We start from the raw sequence: 26,938 nt of genomic DNA on the forward strand, positions 1-26,938 counted from the left end.
GGGTTCCTGGTCGTGGCGAATACGGTCTGCATAGACCTTCGCCTCTCCTTACGAAGTTTCCGACGGCCGGGGTCGAATCAGAATGGCTCGGCTCGTTTGGCCTTTTCCCGTAGCAATTGCGGTGGCGTGAACCGTTCGCCATAATGCTCGGCCAGGTACTCCGCACGTGCCACGGCCTTTTCCAGCCCATACTGGTTCAGGAACTGGAACACGCCGCCGCTCCAGCGCGGGAAGCCAATCCCCAGTACCGAGCCAATGTTGCCGTCCCCCGCGCTGTCCAGCACGCCATCCTGCAGTACACGCACCGACTCCAGGGCCATGCAGAACAACAACCGATCCTGTTTGTCACGCTGTGGAATCTGTTCGGCCGGGCGCAGGAAGTGCTTAGCCAGACCGCTCCAGAACACCTTCTTGCCGTCGGCCGGATAATCGTAGAAGCCGCCACCCGCGGCACGCCCCTTGCGGCCGAATTCATTGAGCATGCGCTCCATCACTGCGTCGGCCGGATGTGGCGGCAGCGGACGACCCTCCTCCGCATGCGCCCTGAGCGTCTCGAGCCGGTTGTTGTAGTTCAAGCTCAAGCTGACCTCGTCCAGCACCGCCAGCGGCCCGGCAGGGAACCCTGACAGGATGGCCGCCGCCTCGATGGCGGCCGGGTCCTGCCCCTCACCCAGCATCGCCACTGCTTCGCGTGTGAAAGTACTGAATACCCGGCTGGTAAAGAAGCCGCGGTTGTCGTTGACGACGATCGGCGTCTTGCCAAGCTGCATCACGAAGTCCAGCGCATGGGCCAGGGTCTCCGGCGAGGTCTGCTGGCCCTTAATCACTTCCACCAACTGCATGCGGTGCACCGGCGAGAAGAAGTGCAGCCCGACGAAGCGCTCGGGCCGGCTCGATGCCTTGGCCAGGCCGGTGATGGGCAGCGTCGAGGTGTTGGAGGCCCAGATCGCCCCATCTCCGAGCACGGGCTCGGCCTGCCGGGTGATCTCCGCCTTAAGCGCAGGGTTCTCTGGGATGGCTTCCACCACCAGGTCGACATGGGCAAAGTCCTCATAGCGGTCAGTCGCGTGAATGCGCTCGACAATCTGTCGGCGGGTCGCGGCATCAATTTCCCCCTTCTCCTCACGCTTGGCCAGCAGTTGGTCCGCATTGGCACGTGCCCCTTCGGCCTGCGCAAGGGTGGCATCCTTGACCCACACCTCGATACCACGCGAGGCCGCCACATACGCAATCCCCTTGCCCATCATCCCTGCGCCCAGCACGCCCACCGTCTTGATCTTGCCCTTGGCCACCCCTGCAGGACGCTGCGCGCCTGACTTGATGCCGTTGGCGTGGAACCAGAAGGTGCTGATGATGTTCTTCGCAACCTGGCCAGTCACAAGCTTCACGAAGTAGCGCGTCTCAATGCGGCTAGCGGTGTCGAAGTCCACCTGCATGCCTTCGACCGAAGCGCACAAGATGGCTTCCGGCGCAGGGTAGCAACCTTTGGTCTTGGCGCGCACCTGCGCGGCGGCCGTGGAGATCCAGCGCCGCGCCTCACTCGCATCGGCCCAGCCTCCCGGCGGCGTGTAGCCGGCCTTGTCCCACGGCTGCTTGCTTTCCGGGTGGGCCGCGATCCATGCTCGTGCCTTCTCCAGCAGTGCCGCGGGTGTGTCCGCAAGCTCATGCACCAGCCCAACCTTGGTCGCCTCTGCCGGCGACATGAGCTTGCTGTCCTGCAAATAAGGCTGGCTCGCAGCAAGCCCCAGCAGCCGATTCAGACGCACGACGCCGCCCGCCCCCGGCATCAGGCCCAGCGTCGCTTCGGGCAGGCCGAATTGCACTTTGGGCTTGTCCAGCGCAATGCGATGGTGGCAGGCCAGCGCAATTTCGAAGCCGCCACCCAGCGCCGTGCCATTGAGCGCCGCCACCACCGGCTTGCCCAGCGTTTCGAGCCGCCTCAGCGCAGACTTGGCACGCTCCGAGGCATCGAACTGCGTAGCCGCATCCGCCGGCTGCAGCTTGTACAGGCGATTGAGATTGCCTCCCGCAAAGAACGTCTCCTTGGCCGAGGTAAGAATGACGCCGCTAACCGCTTCCTTCTCCGCTTCCAGCCGGCTCACCATGTCCGCCAGACATTGCCGCATCTCATCGGTCATGGTATTGACGCTTTGCTCAGGCGCATCGAACGTCAGCGTGACGATGCCGTCGTCGGTCTTGTGGTACTGAATCGGGGCTTGCATCTTGCTTAGTCTCCAGCAAATCGGTTTACAGGCGTTCGATGACCGTGGCCACACCCATGCCACCCGCCACGCACAGCGTCGCCACGCCGTAACGCTGCTGACGGCGCTCCAACTCATCCAGCAACGTCCCCACCAAGATGGCGCCAGTGGCGCCAATCGGATGGCCCATGGCAATTGCGCCACCGTTGACGTTGATCTTCTCCAGGGGTACATCCAGCGCCTTGGCAAAATACAGCGGCACGGCGGCAAAGGCTTCATTGACCTCGAACAGGTCAATATCCGCAACGCCCAAGCCAGCCTTCTCCAGCGCCCTTTGCGTGGCCGGCACCGGACCCGTGAGCATCAGCGTCGCCTCCACCGTGGCCACCCCGGTGCCGAGAATGCGTCCGCGCGGCTGCAGGCCCAGCGCCTTGCCAATCTTCTCGCTACCCACCAGCACCAGCCCTGCCCCATCAACGATGCCCGACGAGTTACCCGCCGTGTGCAGCGCATCGACGCGGTCCAGTTGCGGATAGCGCTGGCGTGCCACCATCGCATTGGCCGCTGCCGACGCACCTCCGAAAGCCGGCTTGAGCGCGGCCAACGTGCCCGCAGTGGTCTCCTCGCGGATGTACTCGTCATGGTCCAGCACCGTCAGCCCATTAGCGTCACGCACCGGCACCAGCGACCGCTCAAAGCGCTCCTCCCGCCTTGCGCGTGCCGCCAGTTGCTGCGAACGCAGCGCAAACGCGTCCAGCGTCGCACGGTCAAAGCCGTGCAACGCCGCCAGCATGTCGGCGCTAAAGCCCTGCGGGACGTATGCGATCTTCAGACTGGTGGCCGGATCGTAGATCCACGCACCACCGCTGCTTCCCAGCCCGACGCGCGACATCGACTCCACGCCACCAGCGGCAATCAAGTCATGCCAGCCTGAGCGAACCTTCTCTGCCGCGATGTTCACCGCCTCAAGACCGGAGCCACAAAAACGCTGCAGCGCCATGCCGGGCACATCTGTCCAGCCTCCCGAGGCGCACAGCGCTGCGATACGCGGCAGACACGACCCCTGGTCGTTCACCGCCGCGCTAATACCCATGATCAAGTCATCCACCCGGCGCGCATCCAGCGCGTGACGCTCGTACAATGCCTCCAGCAAGCTCACCGTCAAATCAATAGGCTTGACTTCATACAAGGCCCCCGCTCCAGGCTTGCCTTTGCCACGCGGCGTACGCACCGCGTCGAAAATAAAAGCTTCCGACATTAAGACTCCTTTAAATCGCTTCACACAGGGGCTTTCGTTTATACGCGGAGAGCGGTACGCATGTTCCTCAGCCAGATGCGCCGTTTTCGCGTGGCAATTCAATGGCCATCGACCAAGCACACTGTGTTCCCCACTCTCGGCGCTGCGTTTCGAGATCTGACCTGGAGCCTCTGGCAAGAACACCGGCACGCGTGCTTCTGATTGCGTCGTGCAACGCCATGAAACTAGCAGCGTGGGGAACGCGTGACGCTGTACTTCACATACCGAATAAGAGCGCACCGCCTTTCCCTCACATCGTGGAGCAAAGTCTAGTGATTGCTACACCGGCTGGCTTCGTCAAAACTGACGATTTGATAGCCACGGCGGGGAGAGCGGCACGCCCCGATGGGAACTGCAATGTTTCGAACCCGTAGCGAATAAGTTGGGCTTCACCTGCTGACGCACGAGGCTGCGCGAGACGCTATATGGTGCCATTCGCAATGACGGGTTACGCCGCAAACCTTCCCTGGTGAAGTCGATGGCACCAACCGATTCGCGCGAGCAGTATGTCCGCAAGATCGCGCATCGAAGGCGCTGCAGTCAGGCTCGCAACGCTCGCAAAAGACGGCGGTGAAACGCACCGTTCTCTGTGCTGATCGACGGCGCATCTTCCCGCAGTTCGTCAGCCCCTAACATCGACATTGGACCCGGACCTGCATTCTTTCGAGCATGGAATTCCAACGGAAAGTCGCACCAGGATATCGGCGACTTCGCTGGGTTGCGAGAGGAAGGGAGAATGGCTAGCGTCCATGGTCACCACCTGACGGCAAGGCTGGGCAGCCTGCATAGCGCGCTGGGCATCGATCGAGATAGCCCTGTCCTGCAGACACTCGACGTAAGCTCGATCAACCCGTCCAAACCGCTCGGGCGTTACCTTAATCGGTGCCAGCATCACGGTCGAGGGTTCGGGACACAGAAGCTTATGCGCTACCTGGGTATCGGCTTCCCCACAGTCGTGATAGAGGACTTCGTTGGCGAGGTCGTGGTTGATGTACGAAACTCCCATTTCGCGGTGCACCAACAGAGGCACGCTGCTTCGATTATCGGCATCGGCAACGGAGCGCACTGTCTGGCCATTAGGCACAAGAAACGCCGCGAGATAGACCAGCAGGCGGACACGATCTGGCCTCCGCTCTGCAGCCAACGAAATTGTTGCGCCGCCCAAGCTATGGCCCACCAGAACGATGGGATCGTGAACGGTAAGAAGGACCTGCTCAACGGCATTCACGTAGTCATCGGCGGTCAGTGCAACCAGTTCCTTTGGATCGCGCCACCGGCCCGGTAAATCAACCGCGGTGACGCCATGGCCGCGTGCACGCAGATGAGGAATGACCTTGGACCAGCACCAGGCACCATGCCACGCCCCATGCACCAGCACGAAATGCGCCTTTGCTTGCGACTTACGACGTGCGACGCAATCGTCCCGAGGACTGGCTGTCATCAAGGCATCGGCGCCGATTGCGTGCCGCATCCCCATTTCCGCGTCTTCCGCCTTCATAACGTTGTCTCCCATGATCGTCGATCACGAACATCCATGATGATGGCCGTCAAGCCGTTCAACTACTAATTACAGCGGACATTGCAAGGCCAACCTCATGCGAGCTGTTATATCTGCGACACCGATTCAGCGAGGAAGGTTTAGCCCGCGAAGAGCGATCAGGTTGCGCTGCACCTCTGCGGTGCCGCCACCGATAACCACCATGATTGACTGCCTGAGCATCTGCTCAAGCTTTCCGTTGCTGATAGCTCCCTCCGCTTCCTCAGCCAGCGTCACGCCGGTTCCACAGATGTCCAGCGCCGCCTCTCCGAGGCGCTCCATCAGCTCACCTGTGAAGACCTTGCTCATGCCCGCCTCGTGCACCGGCACTTTTCCGTTCTCTAGCATCTGAACACTAGTGGTCAGCAGTTGGCGCGCGACTTCAATCTCCGCAGCCAATGCGCCGATGCGATCTCGAACTGCAGCCAGACCCAACAGCGAGGGCGTCGCTCTGATATGCGCAAGGAGACGTTCGAAGTTCGCGCGCACATTCGCGACGAAGCCGCCCATTGTGATCCGTTCAGTCGCGAGCGCGGACGTCAGAACCTTCCAGCCACCATTTAGCTCGCCGACTAGGGCATTCGCCGGCACCCGAACGTTGTCGAAGAATTCATTGCAGAAAGTGTGGCCGTACAGAGCCATGGATGGCTGAATGGTGATGCCAGGACTACTCATTGGAACGATGAACACGCTGATCCCCGCATGCGGTGGTTTGGCCGTCGGATCGGTGCGAGCAGCCAACCAGATATAATCCGCCTTCTCAGCACCAGTGGTCCAAATTTTTTGGCCGTTGATCACCCACTCATCACCATCGCGCACCGCGCTGGTTTTCAGTGAAGCTAAGTCGGACCCGGATCCCGGCTCACTGTAGCCAAGACAAAAGTTGATTTCTCCCGAACGCAGCTTGGGAAGGAATTCGGCCTTCTGCTCGGCCGTTCCGTAGGTCATCAGCGCGAACGCCTGGATTCCCCCCCGGCCTGCCCTCGGCGCATCGGCACGCTGGATTTCTTCCATAAAGGCAAGTTGCTCCATCGGAGAGCGAGCTTGGCCACCGTATTCTTTTGGCCACGCGACGGCGTGCCAGTTCTGCTTCATCATTCCAGCCGCGTACTCCCGATCACGGCCGCGCTCGTGGAAGGGCAGTGCATCGTGTGCAGGTTTGAGATTGGCCGTCCAATGCTCGGCCAGCCACTGACGGACTTCCAGCCGGAAGGCGTTGCCTGCGGGGCCCAGGTCATAGTCAGGTAGTTCCTGGCCCTCGTCGATCAAGTATTGTGCGAGCTCCTCGCGTGCGCGCATCGGCCCGCCCATGCGTGCCAAGTCGCCATGCGTACGACGGAAGTGCCGCGGCGCCTCATGCTCCTCGGAATAGCCGATCGCGCCGAACGTGTGGTGCGTCTCCAGCGAGACCTGCCGCAGCGCCGGGCTGGCGTATGCGTAGCAGGCGGAGGCGAACACGCGCCACTGGTCGACGCCATAGTCATAGTTGATTGCTGCGTTGTTCAGCGTCTGTCGTACACCCTCCAGCGCGGTCAGGCAGTCGGCCAGCTTGTGCTGGATCGCCTGAAACTTACCGATGGGCTGGCCGAACTGCTGCCGCTCCTTCGCATACTCGGCCACCATTTCGAAGCTGCGGCTGGCTGCACCCAGCGAGCGCGCGACCAGCCCCAGCCGGGCCACCCGGCTCAGATCCTCCACCAGCTGGATAGGCAGTTGAATTACCGCCGCCGGCACCTTCTCAAGGCGCACGCTGCTCAGCGCCGGCACCGACAGCCCCGGCGTGGCGGAAATGCTCACGCCCGCAGCGCCCCGCTCCACGATAGCCAACGTCGGTCCAGGCGCCAATACCAACAGGTGCGTGGCATGCTGCGCGTCCTCAACGAAGTTTATTCTGCCGGTGAGCAGACCGCCGTCCAGCTTCGCGCTGCCGGCATTGGCGTCGCCATCGTAGGCGCCAAAGGCCACCGCCACGGATGCCTCCCCCTCGTGCATCCCCTCTAGCAGACATGTAGCCGCACTGAAGTCGCCCATCGCGTCGCGCAATGCGATGTTGGCCAGTGCAGCACCCAGCATCGGAGCCGGGCACGCCGCCCGTCCGAGCTCTTCCATCACCACCAAGATCTCGCGTAGTCCGCCTTCGAGCGGCTCGCTGCCCAGCACCGCCAGCCCCTGCTGGGCAAGCCCACGCCAAATCGTCCCAACTTCCCCAGGCGATTGAGCCAGTTGCAGCGCCTTGTCCGCAGGCCAATACTGTTTCAGATATCCACGCGCGCTGTCGCGCAGCATCTGCCGCTCTTCATCGCCCGGCAGCACGTCGCTTTGCACAGACCGTGTATGTTCGGCCTTCATAAGGATCTCCTTTTAGGGTTGCGGCGCAACCCGGCGCCGCGCCGCTCATCAAGTCAATAGGCGTGACTTCATACTAGGCCTCGGGACCAGGCTTGCCTTTACCGCCTGGTGTGCGCACCGAGTCTAGAATAAGAGCTTCCGACATCGCGATTCCTCTCGATGATTCGTGACATGGGCTCTGTGCTTTTCTTCGGAAACTTCGTTTTTGCGCTGCATATGCGCTCCCGCAGCCTTTCAGACACTTTCTCGAATCCTCAGGGTGACGCGCGCGACTGCAGTTCGGTCTCGCGCTCAAGCTGGCCTGCCTAGGCTGGCGTTGAACGCCTCCTTAATCGGTCCGTAGGCAACGGTCGGCATCTGTACCAGGCGACGCGCCAGCCTGGCGGCCTCATTCTGGAGCGACTCATCAGCACGCACTTTCCAAACCAGGCCGAAGCGCTGTCATTGTTCGGCGTCGATCTTGTCACCCAAGGATAGCCAGCGCGCGAACGCGCATCTCACCGACCTGTCGGCAGGAAATCGGTACTGCCTAAATCCGGAATCCGGCCTATTCTCGAACAGCCATCAACGTGGGCCATGCTGCATCGCAACACGCAGGCTGAACTAGACGTTCTGTATTGAGGGCATTAAGCACTTCGGGGCGGTTCAGGGTGATAGTGGCCACACCTTCGCTGGCGTAATACAGCACGGGTGCTGCCATTGTCTCTCTCCTCTTTAGCTTTGCGTTCTCGGCCGCAACAATGCCCGGTACGGACTGTCTCAGCAGTTCTTTCTCGGCATCGATCAGCTGCCGCCGAGTTTGCAAGGACATCGCGATCTACTGCAGGCGCGCACGCTCGACGCCGCGTCGCTGGACGCGATCCGCCAGAATTCCGTATTGGCTATCGATGCTCTTAATGTGGCCGAATATCTTGCCGCTCGCCTGCCTTAGATCCTCGTGAAAGTCTAGCCAGGGCGCCGGCGTCTTTCGTCGTCAAAACTGACGATATGAGATTGCCTCAAAGCAGGAGCTGGGTGTGGAGAGGAGGCTAACATTCCGAGTCTAGGACTAGGTTTTAGCCTTCCCAATCATAGGCCAAGCCGCTTACCCCGCAACGGGGGCTCGCGCCGCAGTTCCAATGGGCCAGAACCTCGGTTTGGGAACAAATCCGCCCAAGCCCCCTTCTTGGGACGATGAATCCGCCGTATGGCCTAGCTGATTAGCCCGAGCAGCCGCGCTTTCGCAATCGCTTGCACGCGGCTATGGGTATCGAGCTTCAGGCTGATGTTGCGGACATGGGTACGCACTGTGCTATCCGAAACAAACAGCTTCTCGCTCATCGCCCTGTTTGAGTAGCCAGCCGCAAGGAGCTCCAGAACCTTAGTTTCGGCGGCTGTCAGTGGTGGCACCATTCCACCGTCGTCGTTTGCCAGTTGCCCTATTCCATCTTGTGGACCTTGCCAAAATCCCGCGAGCAGTCTTTGCAAGTAGTCGAGGAGGATTGGGTCGCGCAACCTGTCCGGTTCCATTCGGGCAGATCTCTCCAAGCGGACGATAATATTGCGGGCACGCGTGCCTTCATCCAAGACCAGACGCATGATCCCCTCAGGGGCGGCAGCTTTAAGGACTTCTCCCATTTGGATTGTCGCAGCTGCATAATCCCCTGCAGCTTCCAGCGCGAGACTTTTCAGAACGGCAAGCTTCATCGCGCGGCGCAAACGGCGTTCGGAATTGGCCACGGAAATGGCACTCTCGATGATCGGAAGCGCCTCCCTACCCTTTCCCGCCAGGATCAGCCACCGCAGCCGCCCCAGTTCCAGATAATCGACGTCATTGGCCGAAAGCCGAAGGACTTTGCAGCGCTTCCATACTTCAGGGAAACTAGCGCGTTCGAGCTCAGATTGCGCAGCCGACAGATCGCCTTGCATCAACAGCAGGCGCGCTCGCTCGAGCTTCGCACTCGCAACGGCACGAACCACATGCCGATGATGTCCTAGATACTCGAGCTCGCTCAATAGCTGGGAGGCGTGATGGACATCGCCATTCGCAATTGCGATCCGCGCCAGCGTCACGTGTCCCGTGATCATATGATCGGGAAGGCCGATTTCTTTTGTCATCGGCACGTACACCTGAAGTAAGCGTGCGGCCTGCTCTAGCTCATTGGCTTCGTAAAGTGCATGCGCATAGAGAACGCCCGCCCATGCGTTGCCGGTCGTATAGCCGTAGGATGGCGCGCCCGTAGCGGCAACCGCCATGCGGAAGCGCGCTGTTGCTTGCCGCAGCCGGCCTTCCTGCATGTCAATCATGCCCTCGACCGCCTCCGTGTACATCAAACCGAATGCGTTCGGACTTTCGCCTTGTGTATTTCTTGCCGCATCCAGCAGTTTGCGAGCCTCGTCATATTCCCCTTTGAAAGCAAAGGCGACGGCCATGATATTTGCCAGGACGTTATCGGCAAAAGAATTTCCTGTCGGAAAAGTGGAAAGAGCCGTCAGACCAACCTCATAGGCGTCCTCATGGCGGTCGATGCTCGCGAGGAGCAACGGGCGAAGGGCGCGAAGATGAGTGATGACCAACTGATCCGTGGCTTTCTCCAGTTCAGGTTGCTCCATGCACTTTATCGCCTCGTGAGCGCCTCGGGTAAAATACAAGGCGAGAATGTGCGCCACCTGAAGCACGGGATACGCCGCGATTAGTTGCAACGGTATCGCTCCAAACCAGCGGCTGAGCAACCTCCAGCGGCCGCCGGATAGGAAACAGTCGGCATGGCTCGAAAGCAGCGTCAACGCCCGGTCGTAGTCGTGCGCATCAATGGCATAGTCGATCGCCGGAACAACGTGGCCTTGGTCCTCGTTCCAGCAAGACGCCTCGATTCTTAATCGGCAAACCTCATCTGGCATCTCTAGCGCGAATTGTTCCCGCAGAAAGCTTGCGAACAGGCTGTGGTACCGATAGGTCCGTTCCGGACCATCGATTGAGGTCAAGAACAGATTGCTGCGCTCCAGTTTATCGAGCATCTCCGCGCTGTCACTGCGGCGTAGAATCGCATCGCAAAGTGCTGGAGAGAGGCTTTTCAAAATGCTGGTACGGAGAAGAAAATTTCGGATTGCAGCTGGCTGACGATTCAACACATCTTCGGTCAGGTATTCGGCCACTGCCTTGTCCGACCCCGAGAAGCGCGCAATGAAATCGCCATGCCTGACATGGCGCTCCAGCGCGACCGACGCAAGCCAAATCGCAGCGACCCAGCCCTCCGTGCTTTGATGCAGTTGACGCAATTCATCGAGGGGAATCGCTAGGTGGCGCTTGTCGTTGAAGAACTCTACGGTTTCGTCAAGTGAGAATCTGAGGCTGGAGGCATCGATCTCGACCAACTCTCCATGAACGCGAAGTCGCGCAAGCCCGATATCCGGCCTCGTTCTGGTACCGATGACGATCAAACCGTGGCGCGGTAGCTGGTCCAGCAACTGCGCCAACAGGCCCAAAACTGCGGATTCCTGAAGATGTTCCAGGTCGTCCAGGAATATCGCGAATGGGGACGGAATCCGCCTGAGTCGATCAATGGTGTCGAGGGCAGACAGAGATGGCTGGACCTCATCGGTATCCCGGCCGCTGTGTGCCAATTTGAGCTGTGCGACAGCTGCTGCGAGATTACAAGAGAACCGTGCAGGATCGTTGTCGGCTGCGTCGCATGTAAGCCATGCAGTCGTAACACCGCTACTCTCGAGTCTGGATCGAATCTGGCTCATGGCTGTCGTCTTGCCAAAGCCAGCTGGTGCACTAACTAGGACCGCTTTGGCCGATCGCGCGCCACAAGCAGCTTCGCAAATCGCCGAGCGTTGGATCTGAATTGGCGATGCCCTCGGGGCATTCAGATTCACGGCCATTCGTGACGCTTGTTGTCGCTTGGTAATGCTGTTCATCTCTGTGTCCCCTGCGCAACGCCGGCGCATCTCCATGGGGTGGCCGCTGCTAAGGCCGACAGTGGCTCCTCCCCCGACTTTTTTGGTGATTATCGCGCCTCCGTTTCGGTCTCACAAGCTGGACGAATGGGTGACTGGCACCTCCGCGCCGCGTCCGTTGGCGAAGGATGGGCCGAGCCAATACGAACTCCCGCTCGTTCACGCCCCAAATATGGGCCCCGCGTCATTGCAGAATGCACACAAAGAGTGCACCCCCAGAGCAAAAAAAGCTTGCAGGGAAGGAGCAAGATCCTGAATCGGATTGTTAATGTAACGCCATGTAGCATGTCGCGCAGCAGGCCGGTCGATCAGAAAGAGGGTGGCGACCCGAAGCGTTCATTGTGTGCGGGACGCCACCGAATGCCGGCCGTAGACCAGACTCAGAACTTATGCCGGATACCAAGCGCCACGCCGGTCTGACTCTCCTTCCCAGCAGCAAGCGTCTTCAGGTCGCCGAAATTGAGGCCTGAATTGCGCGCATAGGCCACAGCACCATACACGTCGGTCCGTTTCGATAGGGAGTAGATGCCTTGCACGACATACTGCTTCGGGTTGGGCGGATTGACGACACCAGTCCGGGATTTGACATCATCGTAATAAAATGCCGCAGACAGCATCAGCGCGGGTGTCAATTCGTAGCGAAGCCCCGCCCACCAAAGATTGTCGCGCAGCGCGGTAGCGCCGGCAGCCGTTGTGTCGTGACCCCAGCGATAGCCGGCGACGATACTGGCCGGGCCAATGGAATAACTGCCCGCCAATGCCGCTTTCCGGATTTTACTGTGCCCTTCCGCGGTTTCAGGCCCGTTTCCCTGGTCATACGTCCCCGCGATGGCAAACGGACCCGCCACATAGACCATGCCAACGCCCAAACCGGCATTGCCTTGTATTGCGCCGGCCTGCTCGCCAAACGCATAGTGCCCCTGAACCGTCAGGCCGCCCGCGGCGAATCGGTATTTGACTGCATTGTCCTCCCGCGGCGACCCGAGTAGAACAACGAGGGGCTCGTAGGTATTGGAATAATACAGCGGCGCGAAATTGGGAAGCGTTTCATAGATGGTCGTGTACTGACGGCCCAATGTTAGTCGGCCATATGCGCCCTCTATGCCAACAAACGCCTGTCGATTGAACAGCCGGCCGGTCTCCGCCATCGTGCCTGTATCGACATTGAATCCACTCTCTAGGACAAACAGCGCGCTTAGCCCACCGCCCAAATCCTCGGTTCCACGGATCCCCCAACGCGGCCCAGACAACCCCGTCGAACTGAGCTTGACAACCGATTTTCCGCCCCCCTGGCCCGTAACAGCGGAGGGATTGTTGTTACTGTAATCCAGATAGGTATCGGCGACGCCGTAGAGTGTGACGCTGGACTGCGCAAGCGCACTGTCACCCATCCAACTGGTGACAAGCATGGCAGCTACTGTGCCCAATCGTATGGCACGTTCTTTCTTCTTCATGTGACTTATCTCCTCCGTCTTATTTGATCTGCTGTGTCGATGCACAGCCGTATGGCCTCCGAGAGAGCCATACGGCTGTGCAAGGAAGCCGAGCCGTGTGGAAATGCCGCTCGCAATGAGCCATCCGCGTTTGGGCAACCAGGAGGAAGGCACGTGAGTTAGGTGACCGCACGTCCTGGCATCGGCGACGTAACTTGCGGGTCTCGCACTGGAGCTAGACCGGACATCACGCCCAGTTACCCTCCCTGCTCGTCGTCGCGGCTAATACAGTCCCTAACGCGACGGCCCGTTGCTCGGCTTGTCTCAAGCTCCATCTGGGTCAACATCGAGGGGGTAGAACACCTTTGAACATCACGTCGGGCCCTACTGCCCCGCTTGATGTCACGCCGCACAATTGCATCGACCGTACCAATTCATCTTTGATGATCTCAATCGCCCGACGAGCGCCGGCTTCTCCCGCCGCTGCAACCCCGTACAACGTCGCCCGACCCACAAGCACGGCCTCCGCGCCACAGGCCTTCGCCTTCAGGATGTCGGCGCCTCGCCGCACGCCGCCATCCAGCAGCACGGGCACCCGGTGACGCACAGCCGCAGTCACGAATGGCAGCGCGTCTAGCGCAGCCGCTGCGCCGTCTAGTTGACGACCGCCGTGATTGGACACGACGACGGCATCGCAACCGATATCCACCGCGCGCACGGCGTCATCTGGCCGCAGAATGCCTTTGATCACCAGCTTGCGCGGCCAGAGGTCACGAATCTGCCGCAGGCGGTCCCAGTCGAAGGTCGGATCATAGTTTCGTCCGACTGATGACGCGATGGCATGGGCACTGTGCGCTTCTGCCTCAAGCCCTCGCAGGTTTTCCATAACCGGCATGCCGTGGGCCAGCAAGCTGCCGAGCCAGCGTGGCCGAGTGGCGAAATCCAGCACGTTCTTCGGCGTGAAGCGAAACGGCACACGGAAATCGTTACGGAAATCGCGCTCTCTCTTGCCGCCCACGGGCAGGTCTACAGTGATCACCAACGCTTCATAGTCCGCCACCTTCGCCCTTTCGATCAGTGCGTGTAGGTAGGCCTGATTGCGCAGGATATACGCTTGAAACCACAGTCGACCTGGAGCGGCATTCGCAATTCGCTCGATTGACGCGGTAGCGGTGCTGGACAGCGTGTAGGGAATGCCAGCAGCAGCGGCTGCACGCGCGATGGCGACGTCGCCATCGTGCCATCCAAAGCCTACTGCGCCGGTCGGGGCAATCGCCAATGGCATCGCCGACGGCTCCCCTAGGATCGTAGTGGTGGTATCAATTTCGGCGACGTTAACCAATACGCGCGGAGCGAGCCGGATTCGCCGGAAAGCCAGCACATTGGCGTCCAGCGTCGTTTCATCTTCGGCTCCGCCGTCAAAGAAATCGAAGATCGCCCTCGGCAGCCGCCGCTTGGCGATGTGGCGCAAGTCCGCTATTGAGTATGCATTCATGTCTCGTTCAGTCCGGCTTGAGTCGACCGGCTTAGATTGGCGCGGGCGGGCGTGGATTAACCAACCGCATGGCCCTTTCATCAGCCGAATAGCCCTATTTTCATTTGACTGCGTCTGCGAAGGACAAAGCCAATTTTCCGCGGCGCCGATGAAATGCCCGCTGTGACGAGCACTACCAATGGTACTTAATTCACTCTTTCGACGTCAGAGATGGCCCATACCGTTCGCCTAAATGATCGTGTGTTCCAGGGTACCTACGGCGGATACCTCGAGGCGAAGGGAGTCCCCAGGTCTAAGATATCGCGGTGGCAAGCGGAATCCCCCGCTACCAGCGGGCGTGCCGGTCGCGATCACGTCGCCCGGTTCCAGCGTCATGTGCCGAGACAGATAAGCTATTAGCGTCGCAACAGAGAACAGCATGTCGCCGGTGTGGCCTCGCTGCATCACTTCCCCGTTCAACCATGCCGTAATTTCAAGCGCCTGCGGATCGGTTATCTCGTCGCGAGTAACAAGCCAAGGCCCCATTGGTGCGAAGCCGTCGAAGCTTTTGGCGAATGTGGTTTGGGCCGGCTCCACGTCAAACTGGAACTCACGCGCACTCAGGTCGTTCAGCACTGTGTAGCCGGCGACCATGTCCAAGGCTTTCTCCTCGGAAATGTCCTTGGCATAGCTTCCGATAACGACCGCAAGCTCGGCTTCAAAATCGAGCTTTGACACCTCCACAGGGCAGCGAATGGCCTCACCATGGGCTGCCACCGACGACGGCAATTTAGCAATGACTCGGGGCCTTGTGAAAGGTGCAATGCCGGTTTCTTTGGCGTGGTCGGCATAGTTACGGCCGATTGCGACGATTTTCCCGGGTCGCGGCACAGGAGCGCACAGAGTGACGTATTCAAGATCATCCAGCAGAAGTTGGCCGCTCTCCTGCATAGTGCGCACGTGCCGAGCCAGCGCCGACATAGCAGGTGCGCCGCCTTGCAGCAACCGCGGCATCCCGCTTGACGCCACAGGAACTCCAGCGGCGAGGCAATGGATCTCGGCCTCGGCGGCGACTGGCATAGAACGCAGCCACTCACTGACATCCAGGATCTGCCCGGCGTCCACCAAAACGCCCACAGCAATGCTTCCGTCGCGCTTCCGGTAGGTCATTAATTTCATGCCGCCGCCTCGTCGAAGAAGCGATTTGCCATTACTTGGCAACGCTTGATTAGGCGTCGTTCGTCCGGCCTATAGTCGGCCACGGCGTTGTGAATCGTGCCCATGTTGTCCCACATCAGCACGTCGCCCACGGCCCAGCGATGGCGGTATCTGTACTTGGGCTTCAGTTGATGCTCGAACAGAAGCGCAAGCACGCGGGCGCTTTCTGCCTCCGGCAATTCGTTGATCCGCACCGAATAGCCCGGGTTCGCATACAAGACCTTCTTCCCTGTGATGGGGTGGGTTAGGAAAATTGGATGTGATACAGGAGGTTTGGCAGCGCGCTGCGCTTCCGTCAAAGGCGGACGCTGGCTGCCCTTCTCGCTGCGCATCATCTCCCAGAACTTACTGAAATCGTGCAGCACGGTCATGCCTTCCAGCCTCGTCTTGAGGCTTTCAGGCAAATCTTCATACGCCGCGTGCATATTGGAGAACTCAGTGCATCCGAGGGGCTCACCATCGCGGTGGGGAATTTCGATCCCATAAAGTATGTTGCAGTAGGCGATCACCTTGCTGTACGACATGTCGGTATGCCAATCCTGACCGGCATCAGCCAGGCCGATCGGCTTACCGTCCTCGACAATGTTCGACAGGATCATTACTTCCGGCAGTCCGGCTTCCTGATAGTTTCCGGCCACATTCACTTCCAGCTTCCCAAAGCGTGTGCTGAATGCCTTTAATTGGGGCGCGGAAAGGTCTTGCGCCGAAAAGCTGATCACACCATGCCGACAGAGTGCGTACTCGATCTCTGTTTGCTCGGCATCGCTCAGGGGACCGGACAAATCAACATCTTCGATGCAGGCGCCGAAGCCTTGGGGGTTAGGTAAAATCTTCATGGGGGTTCCTCAATATGGGTTATCTGCCTAGCCACATAGGCATCAGGCCTGCGAATCCATTTGATTCGCCAACGCGATATCAAACTGGCATCAATCTACGGCTACGTTCCTCGCAAACCGGAATTCAGGCGTGATCTCGAGCTTCACTATGCCGACGCGCTGGGGTGTCAGTCGCACCGAGGCATCCACTGTGTACATCTGCATGGGTCCGTTGATAGTAACGGGCCCGAGCGGCGGGACGCCATTGTCAAAGCGGTAGACAGTCATATAGGAAGTCAGCCGTGCCATATTTCCCTCTTCCACCGCCACGAAGGAATTACTCAAGACATGGCGAATGCGTTGCGTGGCTGAGCGCGTGGCCAGCGCCAAACGAATCTCATCGTGGCCGCGCAACTCCACACCTTGCCTGTTCCAGACAGCGTCCGGCTCGAATAGAGAAATCAACTGCTCGTATCTCGATTGGTCGAGGCAATGGAAGAACCGGTGTAATAGTTGCAGGCACGGTGACAGCAGAAGGGTGGCACTATCTGCCATGGAATTGTTCCCGATTAAGAAGTAAAAAGACGTTGCGATTGGTGAAGACTACCAACCGGGCCTACCCTTCGGAAGCAAAAAGGTGAGAAAATACAGTTCTCAATTTGGAAAAAAGGGCAAACACCCGTGGACCGTTTGCGTTGCATCGAAGTCTTCATTGAAGTTGCCCAAGGCCGAAGCTTTTCGGCTGCAGCACAGCGACTCGGCATTTCCAAAGGAAATGTCACCAAGCATGTGGCCTGGCTCGAAGAGACTCTTGGAGCCCAGTTGCTGATGCGCACGACAAAGAGCGTGTCCCTGACCGACGCCGGCCTGACCCTATTGGAGAATGGGCGAGATTTGCTGGAGCGATTCGAGGAAACCGAGGCGGCGATAGAGGGCTCGGTCACCTCAACGAAGGGGGCGCTACGTGTGGGGTGCCCGCCCTCCTTCGGTGCCTTCCATCTGGTTCCATTGCTGACAGCGTTCTCTGCACTACACCCCGATGTCCAGGTCGTTCTGTATCTCGACGACGGCCGATCCGATCTAGTCAGCGAGGGTCTCGATCTTTCTCTGCGGATTGCTTCCTCACTGCGAGATACCAGCTACGTCGCCCAGAAACTCGCGGTTGTACCGCAGATCCTGGTGGCGTCAGACCGCTATCTGGCCAATCGAGGGCATCCTGAGACGCCACAAGATCTCGTGCATCACGATTGCCTGGTGCATACGTTGAAGGCGCCTACCAATATCTGGTCTTTCACCGGGCCGGAGGGTAATGTTTCAGTTCGCGTAAACGGCACCATACGCGCCAACTTTGGCGAAGCACTACGGTATGCCGCCATCCTGGGCCACGGTATTGCCATGCACCCGACATACATGGTCGCGGACGATATCCAACAGGGGCGCCTTAGGCAAGTTCTAGCAGCGTATCAGCCGACAGCCCTGGACGTGTTCGCCGTATTTCCCAGTCGGCGCCACTTGCCGACACGCGTGCGGGCCTTTATCGACTTCCTGAAGGTGCGCTTTGCCGGAATGGTCGAGTGGCAACAAGAACCCGATGCCCTGAAATAGCTCAAACCGCTGTAGGCGTACTTTTATCACGCGGGGGTGATCTTTCTTAGCACGGCTGATCGGTAGAGTTCTAGGCTGCGGCAGCGACTCTTAATGCGCAGGAAGCAGTGCGTCCGGCGCCTCGTCCTAAGCACACCCCATCCGTCCTTGGGACGGCCAGAAATGGTTAGCACTATCCATGCGGCTTACCCATCATGCTAACCGCAAAGGAGATTAACCAAGGCGTTACTACCCGAGCCGCCGGGCGGAGTGCACAGCTCCCTCAATACTCTCCATTGCGCTCGGCAGAATTGATTGCAATTGCCTCGCCAGGCGTAGCGACTTTGGCGGTAAAGTACTGCGGATGAAGGCGCCGAACGAGATCTCCGCTCAGCTCCCAAGTCATGCACTGGCCAAGATGACGTGGCGCCTCATCCTGCTTGTCGGCCGCCCTCTCTCCCTTGCGAACCAACTGCGCGTGATAAACCGGGATGGTTTGATAAGCCGCTGTTGCCATACTGAACAATAGCTCGCGCAAGTGCGTGCAACCCATAGCACCGCCCATGTGAGCCTCGATCTCCCGGCGCCAACCCTTCCCCATCGTGAGGCCGATGAAGCCTTGGAGCGCGGCCTGAGCCCTTTCGCACGTTAGGACAGGTCTTGCCGCCATCGTACATGTCATGCCGTGAATCACTAAGTTGCTGTCCAGAGTGGCACATATGCGCATGTCGTGGACCGGTTCACCAGCTTGAATTGAGTGATCATCGAGTCCCAATGAGTCGTAGCCTCGCACATCGCTGAGTCTCGCCTCAAGGTCCCATAAGTCGTCGTCGCGCATGTAGCCACTGAAGGTCACGGTGCGCGTATGCATCAAGATTCTCTCAGCGAACTCAGGGTATTGCATTGATCTGCTCCGGGCGCGATTCTACCGTCTGACTCGCTTGGCGGTCAGGTGACCTGGCTATTTCGACCACGATGTTGAAACGGGTCGCCAGCGAAGCGCAGTTTAGTCCACGACCGGGGTCCCTCGCATCGTCAAAATTGACGATCTACCGAAACGTCGTCGCCAAAAGCAGACTTGCCGACCGGTTCTGTTCCTCCACGCGGGAAGGATGTCAGGTCCATCTAGAACTCGCTTATGGGTTCCGCTTGAGCTGTTGCACGGCCGAGAGGACAGCCTGGAGGGCCGGCCCCTTTAGCAGGCTGTTGAAAGGCACTCCGCCATGAAGGGCGCAGTGCAGCTAAACACGACTCGACATGTGAATGGCCGCTTTCGGTTAGGTCGCCGTTGATTACCGCACATCGAACCTGTGCCAGTAGGTGGGCCCCCGCGGCGACCATCGCATCTGTTGCCGCCCCAGTCACCGCCCCTTCGGAAAGCTGGGAATTCCCTCAAAGACCGCCCAAGGTAGCGCGGAGTCGGTCCAGACCTGCGCCTTTGGCACATCAACTATAGGAACGTCCAGGCTGCCGACTTTCAGCACCAGCTTGCCCCGTAGCATGTCGGCGCGGGATGCAAGCGGCGAGCCGCAACAATCACAGAACATACGCGTAACGATGCGGCCGGCGTCGCTGCGGTCGTCATACGCCGCAGGCTCGTCGCCCGTCCACACAAGCTGCGCATCGTCGATCAGCAAGTTCAGGGAGTAGGCGGTGCCCGAACTGCGGCGGCAGTGGCTGCAGTGGCAGGCAACGACAGTTGACAAGGTACCCACAACGCGATAGCGCCTCCGCCCACAGAGACAACCGCCGTGGTGTTCAGGTTGAGATGACTGGCTCAAATTGTCCTTTCACATCAGCACGCCGTATAGGCGCCATCAATCACCATTTCAGCACCGCTGACGTAGGCCGCCGCATCGCTGAGAAGAAAGGCGATGGTCGCGGCCACCTCGTCGGCCTGACCGAAACGGCGCATAGGGATGCGGCTGTGCCACTGGGCCAACGCCTGCTCGCGGGTCATGGGCTGGCCATGCGCATCGCGCGGAGGCTCGTGCGATGCGCCCAAGGCAGTAGCTGTCGGGCCCGGGTGAACGGTATTGACGCGAATTCCCTCGGAGGCTAGCTCGACCGCCGCCGCCTTGCTCAGCATCAGAATCGCACCCTTACTGGCTGAATAGGCGGCATAACGCGGCCCCGCGATCTGGCCAAAGATTGAGGAGACGTTGACGATGGCGGCCGTACCACCGTGCGTGCGGATGCGGTTGCGCATAAGCGGCAGCGCGCCTTGCATGCCCATAAACGGACCTTCGACGTTGACGCGGTATTGCCTCCACAGATCCTTGATGGAGGACCGTTCAAAAGATCCAGCCAGCATGATACCGGCGTTGTTGACCAGCCCATGAAGCTGTCCACCTTCCTCGCCAATCTGTTCGAACAGCCGGTTCCAGTCCTGCTGCTCGGTGACGTCGTGGACCACGGTCCTGATGCAGCCAGCCGCGCCAGCGGTTTCGGCCAAGCCATCGCGGCTAAGGTCGGTGGCGAAAACCGTGGCGCCTTGCGACGCCAGAAGGCGCGCCGTAGCCCGACCGATGCCCGAACCTGCGCCGGTGACGATGATGGTCTTGTCTTGATGTGTGCCTGCCACGGTCATATCTCCCATACATTCACACTCATTGGTCGAACACGACGACCGTGTACACCAGCGAGCCGACAGCTTCGACGACGCCCGACGCTTCGTGGCCTAGCACCACAGCTAGCGGGTGCGGGTAGGAGCCATCATAGAAATGAAGGTCGGAATGGCACAGACCCACGGCGGCGGTGCGACTCAGCACCTCCCGCGAACCTGGCTTGGCGATGACGACTTCCTCAATGGGCATCGAGTGCCAGCTGATGCCGTACGGCGACTTTCATTTCAATGTGCTCCCTATTCATCTTTAAGAACGAATTTCTTGGGTGACGATCGACAGCGCCCGTGGCGCGTGCAGGCAAAGAATGACGGTCGCATCAACTCACGGCGATCGTTTCCGTTGGAAAGATCCGTCTGTCACGCGGCGACTTCCCGTGCCTGGCAGAATGCGGCCACGCGGTTATTGATGAGTGCGAAGGCCACAGCCTGGAGCAAGCCAAACGTGGCAATCACATAAAAGTTCTGCGCATGCGGCAACTGCAATGAAATCAGCGTACCGATTATGATGGGCGCCGCTATGCCGCCAATGCGGCCCACACCGGCAGACATGCCGACACCGGTCGAACTCACAGATGCCGGATAGAACTGCCCCACATAGGCATAGGCCAGCCCCTGCCCACCCACCATGGTGAAGCCGACAATGAAGACCAGCACGGCAATCGCCTCCTGCGGCATAGATTGAGCCAGCAGAGCGGTCGCAAGTGCGCCGAAGACAAGCATCGAGGTGAGTACGCGCTTAATGCCAAGCCGGTCTGCAACCCAGCCGCTGCAGAAACTGCCCATAGCCGCGCCGCAATTGAGCAGCAGTAGGAACATCAGCGCCGATTTCAGGCTGTATCCTGCCATTGCCATTAGCTTGGTCAGCCACGAGTTCAGCGCATAGAACATGAACAGACCTGAGAAGAAGCCGATCCATAGCATCAGCGTGCTAAAGGCTCGCCCCTCCTGAAACAGCCCGCCTACAGGAACCTTAGATTTCTTTTCTGGCATTGGTGCATACACTTCGGCAGAAGCTGCGAGCTGCAGCGATGGAACGATGCGGAGGGCGAGTTCGCGCAGGCTCTTCGAATCGTGCCGGCTTTGGAGCACCGCTGCCGACTCGGGCAGATACTTCAGCAGCACGGGGATGAGCAGTACCGGGAGACCCGCCAGATAGAACACACCTTGCCAGCCCAGACTTTCGAGTAGGAAACGGCCCAGCAGCGCAGCCAGGATGCTGCCCACCGAATAGGCGGCGAAAACTCCCGTGGTGATAAACGAGCGCAAACGCTGCGGAGCGAACTCCGTGATGGTGGCCGTCACCGCCGGCAGAACGCCGCCGAGCCCCAACCCAGCGACGAAGCGCAGCATGCCGAACGTCCACACGTCGTTCGCCAGGCCACAGGCCATCGTGAAGAAGCTGAAAATGAAAACGCTGATGGCGATGGCTTTGACACGGCCGATGCGCTCGGCCAGTGTGCCCAGCACCATGGCACCGAGCATCATGCCGCCGAGCGCAGCACTAGCCAGCACCCCTGCCGCGCTCGCCTCGATTTTCAGATCCACCATCAGAGAAGGCAGCGCGACGCCGATAACTGTTAGGTCGTAGCCGTCAATCAGCAAGATCAGGCCGCACAGGAACACCGCCCACCGCTGCAGTGGCCCCATGGGTGCGGAATCGGCAAGCAGCCGGATATCGATTTTTTCCATCACGTCTCCTCATAATTTTTTGGAATTTTGTCTTTCATTCGCGTTCGACGTGCTCGCCCCCTCCTGCCGCACATCGAAGATCCTTATCAAGCGCGCTGCATCCCTAGACGTCACCGCCTTGAATTTGGAGCGCTAAGCGCTAGAAGGGAGTCAGGCGATATATTCAGCAGGCGGCTTGACGATGGCCGTGGCACCGAAATTTCCGCAATAGCTCACGGCACTGTCGGAAATGGCAGGACGAACTACCCACGGGCTTCGGCGCAAGGACACCCCGCGTCATCTACCTTTATCCCCACGCTCCGCCTCTTGCAAAGTGCGCCCCTGAATCTTGGCGGCGGCTAACTGCCCGGCGGATCTGCCCCGGTCGTTCATTAAGAGCCTTTCGGCCCAATTCACTTCGGTGAGCGTATAATTGCGCCCGCCGGTCTGAACGCCGCAACCCCCGCAATCTCGTGCGGCACGGCGACCGCCACCTTTACGACATTGCGCTCACTCGTGAGTGCGTGGGTCGGAATTCTGACAAGCTCTCGCCCTTAACCGGGCAGGCGAAGTAGTTGCAGGCATGGTGACAGCAGAAGAGTGGCGCTATCTGCCATGGAATTGTTCCTGATTAAGTAAAAAGACGTTGCGATTGGTGAAGATTACCAACCGGGCCTACCCTTCGGAAGAAAAAAGGTGAGAAAATACAGTTCTCAATTCGGAAAAAAAGCAAACATCCGTGGACCGTTTGCGTTGCATCGAAGTCTTCATTGAAGTTGCCCAAGGACGAAGCTTTTCGGCTACAGCACAGCGGCTCGGCATTTCCAAAGGCGATGTCACCAAGCATGTGGCCTGGCTCGAAGAGACTCTTGGAGCCCAGTTGCTGATGCGCACGACCAAGAGCGTGTCTTTGACCGACGTCTCGCCTCAAGGTCCCCTAAGTCGTCGTCGCGCATGTAGCCACTGAAGGTCACGGTGCGCGTATGCATCAAGGTTCTCTCAGCGGACTCAGGGTAGGACATTGATCTGCTCCGGGCGCGATTCAATCGTCATGACTCGCTTGGCGACGAAACGTCGTCGCCAAAAAGCAGACTTGCCGACCGGTTCTGTTCCTCCACGCAGGAAGGATGTCAGGTCCTTCGAGGACTCACTTATGGGTCCGCTTGAGCTGTTGCGCGGCCGAGAGGACAGCCTGGAGGGCCGGCCCCATTAGGACTCGGCCCATTCCCTGCGGCTATTGCAGTTCGATCAGCAACTGTCCAGCCCGCACCAGCGTACCGGGCTGCGCCAGGATGCTCTTGACGGTGCCGCTCGCCTCAGCCACAACACTGGTCTCCATCTTCATCGCCTCGATGGCCGCAAGGGTGTCACCCTTGGCAACGGCCTGACCCGGTTTGATGCTCACCGAAATGACGCTACCCTGCATAGGCGACGCGACCTGCAACGGGTCCTTGGGATCGGCCATCCGCTCGGTCTGAGTAGGCTTGCCTTGCTGACGCTTCACTGTGCGCACGGGACGAGGTTGCCCGTTGACGTGGAAGTACAGACGCACGCCACCCTGCTCGTCGGCCTCAGCCTGTGCGTTGAAACCCACGTATAGCGTCTTGCCCCTCTCCAGTTCCACCGAGATTTCCTGATCGGCTTTCAGGCCATAGAAAAACACGGGTGTCGGCAGAATCGAGACATCATCATACTGCTCCTGGTGGGCACAGAAGTCCTTGAAAACCTTCGGATACATCAGGTAGGACGCAAGATCGTTGTCGGACAGCGTCCGGCCGACATCCGCTTCTGCCTGCCGGCGAGCGGCCTCCAGGTCCACAGCTGGAATATGTGCGCCAGCCCTGCCTTCAATGGGCGCCGCTCCGCGCAGCAGCTTCCGCTGCAGCACCTCCGGAAAACCATCGGACGGATAGCCCATCTCACCTCGGAACATAGATATCACTGAGTCCGGCACCGACACTTCCTTTTCTGGGTCCAGGATATCGGCCGTCGACAGCTTGTTGGCGACCAAGTGTAGCGCCATGTCGCCAACGACTTTGGACGACGGGGTGACCTTGACGATATCCCCAAACAGGACATTGACGTCTGCATAAGCTTGCGCAACATCCGGCCACTGTGCCTCCAAGCCGAGCGAGCGCGCCTGTTCCCGCAAGTTGGTGTACTGGCCGCCCGGCATCTCATGCCGGTAGACATCCGAGGTGCCCGCGCGCATATCGGCCTCGAAAGGCTCATAATTCCTGCGCACAGATTCCCAGTAGCTGCAGAACGGCTGCAGGTCCCGATAGCCAACCGCTGGCTTTCGGGCGCTGTGCTCGAGCGCCGCGCAGATTGCCCCAAGACTCGGCTGGGAAGTCATCCCGCTCATAGAATCCATTGCGCCGTCCACCGCATCGACGCCGGCCTCGACCGCCGCCAGCACTGAGGCGACCGAAGCGCCGCTGGTATCGTGCGTATGAAAGTGAACCGGCAGCCCGACCTCTTCCTTTAGCGCCTTTACGAGCGCGCTCGAGGCCCCCGGCCGGCATACCCCAGCCATGTCCTTCAGACCCAGGATATGAACGCCAGCCTTTTCCAGGGATTTGGCCAGCTCAACGTAGTACCCAATGCCATATCTTCCGCGCGAGCGGTCGAATAGATCGCCGGTGTAGCAGATGGTACCTTCACACAGAGCGCCGGTTTCGAGCACCGCATCAATCGCCACGCGCATGTTCTCGACCCAGTTGAACGAGTCAAACACTCGGAACAGGTCGACGCCGCCGGCGACGGCTCGTTTGACAAAATACTGAACTACGTTATCAGCGTAATTCGTATAGCCAACTGCGTTGGAGCCGCGCAGCAGCATCTGGAACAGGATATTAGGTACGGCTGCTCGCAGCGCCTCGAGCCTTTGCCATGGATCCTCCTTCAGAAACCGCATTGCCACATCAAATGTGGCGCCGCCCCAGCACTCCATTGAGAACAGGCCGGGCAACTGCCGCGCGTAATACGGCGCGATCGCGGTCATATCCTTGGTTCGCATCCGCGTGGCCAGCAGCGACTGGTGGGCGTCCCGCATGGTGGTGTCGGTCAGCAAAACCGCCTCGCTAGTCTTCATCCATCCGGCGAACGCTCGCGGTCCGAGCTTCGCCAGCAAGGTCCGAGTCCCCTCGGGTACCGAGTCGGCCTGGGTCGGTGCGGGTAACGGATGCGACATCACAATCCTGGAAGGCGCGTCGCGTCCCTTGACGTCTGGGTTTCCGTTGACATTGACGTCAGCGATGAAGTTCAGCAGCTTGGTCGCGCGATCGCGACGCTGACGGAAGTTAAACAGCTCCGGCGTATTGTCAATAAAGCGCGTGGTACACCGCCCTGATCGGAATTCCTCATGTTCAATAACGTTCTCGAGGAACGCCAAGTTTGTCGCCACACCGCGGACCCGAAACTCACGCAGGGCGCGGCCCATGCGCTCGTTGGCCTCGTCCGCATCTCGGCCCTTGCAGGTCACCTTGACCAGCAGAGAGTCGTAGTACGGCGTCACAACGGCGCCGGTATAGGCGGTGCCCGCGTCCAGGCGGATGCCGAGCCCAGCGGCACTACGATAGGCCGTCACTTTGCCGTGGTCCGGTGCGAAGCCGTTCTCCGGATCCTCCGTGGTAACACGGCACTGTACGGCATGCCCGCGCAGTATGATGTCCTTCTGGCGCGGAACGGAAGAGGACGCATCTCCGATACGCTCCCCTTCTGTGATGCGAATTTGAGCCTTAACGATATCGAGCCCAGTCACCTCCTCAGTCACCGTGTGCTCGACCTGGATCCGTGGATTAACCTCGATGAAGTAAAACTCGCCCGTGTCGGCATCCATCAGGAACTCGACCGTGCCAGCATGGGTGTATGACACCGCCCGCGCTAGCTTCAGCGCTTCCTCACACAGCGCCTCTCGCCCGAGATTGTCCAGATACGGCGCGGGTGCTCGCTCGACTACCTTCTGATTGCGCCGCTGCACCGAGCAATCGCGCTCGAAGAGATGGACGATATTGCCGTGGGTATCGCCAAGGATCTGCACTTCGACATGCTTGGCCCGCGCGATGAACTTCTCGAGATAGACCTCGTCGTTGCCGAAAGCGGCCTTGGCTTCGCGCCGCGCTGCAGCAATCGCCTCGGCCAAGTCGCCCTCTTGGTGGATTGCGCGCATGCCGCGCCCGCCGCCGCCCCAGCTTGCCTTCAGCATCAGGGGATAGCCAATCTCCGCCGCGAGTCTGGTGGCCTGTTCCAAGTCGTGCGGCAGCGCGCTAGTGGCAGGTACCACCGGCACGCCCACCCGCTGCGCCAACTCACGCGCGGCAACCTTGTTACCCAACTCCCGCATCACCGCGGGCTTCGGGCCGACAAACGCGATGCCTTCCTGGCCGCAGCGCTCTGCGAAGTCCGGATTTTCGGAAAGGAAGCCGTAGCCCGGATGGACCGCATCCACGCCCGCCGCCTTGGCTACCCGCAGAATGTCTTCGATATCGAGATAGGCCTCCACGGGCTTCTTGCCCTGGCCTACCAGGTAGCTTTCGTCCGCCTTGAATCGATGCTGTGCGAAGCGGTCCTGATAGGAATAGATGGCGACAGTGCGAATGCCAAGTTCGGCGGCTGCGCGCATCACCCGGATTGCGATTTCGCCGCGGTTCGCGATTAGAAGGCTACGGATTCTATTCATCTTGCGTGTCGGGAAAGTGGAAGCGCGCGTACGAAAGTCAGGAGGTCGTCAGGCCCGCCTCCTTGAGGAGGTCAGCCACATGCTTCATGGAAACAACGGTAACTGCATCAAAA

18 protein-coding genes and 1 pseudogene are annotated in these 26,938 nt (G+C 59.7%); 2 read left to right on the forward strand and 17 right to left on the reverse strand.

Going from position 1 to position 26,938, the window contains the following annotated elements:
- Nucleotides 1-77: 77 nt before the first annotated feature.
- From CNE_RS34395 to CNE_RS34440, 11 genes are all read right to left on the reverse strand, one after another.
- Nucleotides 78-2,222 carry a 3-hydroxyacyl-CoA dehydrogenase NAD-binding domain-containing protein gene (locus tag CNE_RS34395; protein WP_013959369.1) on the reverse strand — a complete coding sequence of 715 codons (2,145 nt, stop codon included), beginning with the start codon at nt 2,220-2,222 and terminating at the stop codon, nt 78-80.
- A 25-nt stretch (nt 2,223-2,247) separates the two neighbouring features.
- On the reverse strand, nt 2,248-3,459 hold the full coding sequence (locus CNE_RS34400) for an acetyl-CoA C-acetyltransferase (RefSeq protein ID WP_013959370.1): 1,212 nt from the start codon (nt 3,457-3,459) through the stop codon (nt 2,248-2,250).
- A 661-nt stretch (nt 3,460-4,120) separates the two neighbouring features.
- Entirely contained in the window at nt 4,121-4,996 is an 876-nt protein-coding gene (locus CNE_RS40130; RefSeq protein ID WP_013959371.1) for an alpha/beta fold hydrolase, read from the reverse strand.
- Between the two features lie 126 nt (nt 4,997-5,122).
- Nucleotides 5,123-7,384: an acyl-CoA dehydrogenase gene (locus tag CNE_RS34410; RefSeq protein WP_013959372.1), complete on the reverse strand. Its 2,262-nt coding sequence runs from the start codon at nt 7,382-7,384 to the stop codon at nt 5,123-5,125.
- Nucleotides 7,385-7,931: 547 nt separating this feature from the next.
- Nucleotides 7,932-8,195 carry a hypothetical protein gene (locus CNE_RS40135; RefSeq protein ID WP_013959374.1) on the reverse strand — a complete coding sequence of 88 codons (264 nt, stop codon included), beginning with the start codon at nt 8,193-8,195 and terminating at the stop codon, nt 7,932-7,934.
- 380 nt (nt 8,196-8,575) lie between these two features.
- The gene (locus CNE_RS34415; protein WP_013959376.1) at nt 8,576-11,287 is read right to left on the reverse strand and encodes a LuxR C-terminal-related transcriptional regulator; all 2,712 of its coding nucleotides are present in this window, start codon (nt 11,285-11,287) and stop codon (nt 8,576-8,578) included.
- A 419-nt stretch (nt 11,288-11,706) separates the two neighbouring features.
- Complete coding sequence (locus CNE_RS34420; RefSeq protein WP_013959377.1) at nt 11,707-12,780, reverse strand: porin; 1,074 nt, start codon at nt 12,778-12,780, stop codon at nt 11,707-11,709.
- Between the two features lie 319 nt (nt 12,781-13,099).
- Nucleotides 13,100-14,254: an alpha-hydroxy acid oxidase gene (locus tag CNE_RS34425; RefSeq protein WP_041229076.1), complete on the reverse strand. Its 1,155-nt coding sequence runs from the start codon at nt 14,252-14,254 to the stop codon at nt 13,100-13,102.
- A 228-nt stretch (nt 14,255-14,482) separates the two neighbouring features.
- The gene (locus CNE_RS34430; protein ID WP_013959379.1) at nt 14,483-15,412 is read right to left on the reverse strand and encodes a fumarylacetoacetate hydrolase family protein; all 930 of its coding nucleotides are present in this window, start codon (nt 15,410-15,412) and stop codon (nt 14,483-14,485) included.
- Nucleotides 15,409-16,287 carry a TauD/TfdA dioxygenase family protein gene (locus CNE_RS34435; RefSeq protein WP_013959380.1) on the reverse strand — a complete coding sequence of 293 codons (879 nt, stop codon included), beginning with the start codon at nt 16,285-16,287 and terminating at the stop codon, nt 15,409-15,411. The genes CNE_RS34430 and CNE_RS34435 overlap by 4 nt, the downstream gene beginning before the upstream one ends.
- Nucleotides 16,288-16,377: 90 nt before the next feature.
- Complete coding sequence (locus tag CNE_RS34440) at nt 16,378-16,821, reverse strand: nuclear transport factor 2 family protein (RefSeq protein WP_013959381.1); 444 nt, start codon at nt 16,819-16,821, stop codon at nt 16,378-16,380.
- Nucleotides 16,822-16,947: 126 nt separating this feature from the next.
- Here CNE_RS34440 and CNE_RS34445 point away from each other — a divergent pair, with 126 nt between their 5' ends.
- A complete protein-coding gene (locus CNE_RS34445; RefSeq protein WP_013959382.1) occupies nt 16,948-17,871 on the forward strand; it encodes a LysR family transcriptional regulator in 924 nt (307 codons plus the stop codon).
- A 262-nt stretch (nt 17,872-18,133) separates the two neighbouring features.
- Here the strand turns inward: CNE_RS34445 and CNE_RS34450 are convergent, their stop codons facing one another.
- The 5 genes and pseudogenes from CNE_RS34450 to CNE_RS34470 form a co-directional block, all read right to left on the reverse strand.
- Nucleotides 18,134-18,754, reverse strand: coding sequence for a DUF2889 domain-containing protein (locus tag CNE_RS34450; protein WP_013959383.1), 621 nt, complete (start codon nt 18,752-18,754; stop codon nt 18,134-18,136).
- Between the two features lie 457 nt (nt 18,755-19,211).
- Nucleotides 19,212-19,631 (reverse strand): GFA family protein, encoded by a 420-nt coding sequence (locus tag CNE_RS34455; RefSeq protein ID WP_041229077.1) that lies wholly within the window; start codon nt 19,629-19,631, stop codon nt 19,212-19,214.
- Nucleotides 19,632-19,645: 14 nt separating this feature from the next.
- Nucleotides 19,646-20,449: an SDR family NAD(P)-dependent oxidoreductase gene (locus tag CNE_RS34460; protein ID WP_013959385.1), complete on the reverse strand. Its 804-nt coding sequence runs from the start codon at nt 20,447-20,449 to the stop codon at nt 19,646-19,648.
- A 16-nt stretch (nt 20,450-20,465) separates the two neighbouring features.
- Nucleotides 20,466-20,700 (reverse strand): annotated as a pseudogene (locus CNE_RS34465) (alcohol dehydrogenase catalytic domain-containing protein); the annotation flags it as partial.
- Nucleotides 20,701-20,833: 133 nt separating this feature from the next.
- Nucleotides 20,834-22,165, reverse strand: coding sequence for an MFS transporter (locus tag CNE_RS34470; protein WP_013959387.1), 1,332 nt, complete (start codon nt 22,163-22,165; stop codon nt 20,834-20,836).
- Nucleotides 22,166-22,883: 718 nt separating this feature from the next.
- Here CNE_RS34470 and CNE_RS40140 point away from each other — a divergent pair.
- Entirely contained in the window at nt 22,884-23,111 is a 228-nt protein-coding gene (locus CNE_RS40140) for a helix-turn-helix domain-containing protein (protein WP_013959389.1), read from the forward strand.
- A gap of 267 nt (nt 23,112-23,378) precedes the next feature.
- Here CNE_RS40140 and CNE_RS34475 read toward each other — a convergent pair whose 3' ends face one another.
- The gene (locus tag CNE_RS34475; RefSeq protein ID WP_013959390.1) at nt 23,379-26,825 is read right to left on the reverse strand and encodes a pyruvate carboxylase; all 3,447 of its coding nucleotides are present in this window, start codon (nt 26,823-26,825) and stop codon (nt 23,379-23,381) included.
- Nucleotides 26,826-26,938: the final 113 nt, after the last annotated feature.

It is taken from the genome of Cupriavidus necator N-1, assembly GCF_000219215.1.
Lineage (GTDB): Bacteria > Pseudomonadota > Gammaproteobacteria > Burkholderiales > Burkholderiaceae > Cupriavidus > Cupriavidus necator.

Bases quoted from the DNA above. Each gene is read 5' to 3' on its own strand.
- CNE_RS34395 (WP_013959369.1), bottom strand. From the start codon at position 2,222: ATGCAAGCCCCGATTCAGTACCACAAGACCGACGACGGCATCGTCACG.
- CNE_RS34400 (WP_013959370.1), bottom strand. From the start codon at position 3,459: ATGTCGGAAGCTTTTATTTTCGACGCGGTGCGTACGCCGCGTGGCAAA.
- CNE_RS40130 (WP_013959371.1), bottom strand. From the start codon at position 4,996: ATGAAGGCGGAAGACGCGGAAATGGGGATGCGGCACGCAATCGGCGCC.
- CNE_RS34410 (WP_013959372.1), bottom strand. From the start codon at position 7,384: ATGAAGGCCGAACATACACGGTCTGTGCAAAGCGACGTGCTGCCGGGC.
- CNE_RS40135 (WP_013959374.1), bottom strand. From the start codon at position 8,195: ATGTCCTTGCAAACTCGGCGGCAGCTGATCGATGCCGAGAAAGAACTG.
- CNE_RS34415 (WP_013959376.1), bottom strand. From the start codon at position 11,287: ATGAACAGCATTACCAAGCGACAACAAGCGTCACGAATGGCCGTGAAT.
- CNE_RS34420 (WP_013959377.1), bottom strand. From the start codon at position 12,780: ATGAAGAAGAAAGAACGTGCCATACGATTGGGCACAGTAGCTGCCATG.
- CNE_RS34425 (WP_041229076.1), bottom strand. From the start codon at position 14,254: ATGAATGCATACTCAATAGCGGACTTGCGCCACATCGCCAAGCGGCGG.
- CNE_RS34430 (WP_013959379.1), bottom strand. From the start codon at position 15,412: ATGAAATTAATGACCTACCGGAAGCGCGACGGAAGCATTGCTGTGGGC.
- CNE_RS34435 (WP_013959380.1), bottom strand. From the start codon at position 16,287: ATGAAGATTTTACCTAACCCCCAAGGCTTCGGCGCCTGCATCGAAGAT.
- CNE_RS34440 (WP_013959381.1), bottom strand. From the start codon at position 16,821: ATGGCAGATAGTGCCACCCTTCTGCTGTCACCGTGCCTGCAACTATTA.
- CNE_RS34450 (WP_013959383.1), bottom strand. From the start codon at position 18,754: ATGCAATACCCTGAGTTCGCTGAGAGAATCTTGATGCATACGCGCACC.
- CNE_RS34460 (WP_013959385.1), bottom strand. From the start codon at position 20,449: ATGGGAGATATGACCGTGGCAGGCACACATCAAGACAAGACCATCATC.
- CNE_RS34470 (WP_013959387.1), bottom strand. From the start codon at position 22,165: ATGGAAAAAATCGATATCCGGCTGCTTGCCGATTCCGCACCCATGGGG.
- CNE_RS34475 (WP_013959390.1), bottom strand. From the start codon at position 26,825: ATGAATAGAATCCGTAGCCTTCTAATCGCGAACCGCGGCGAAATCGCA.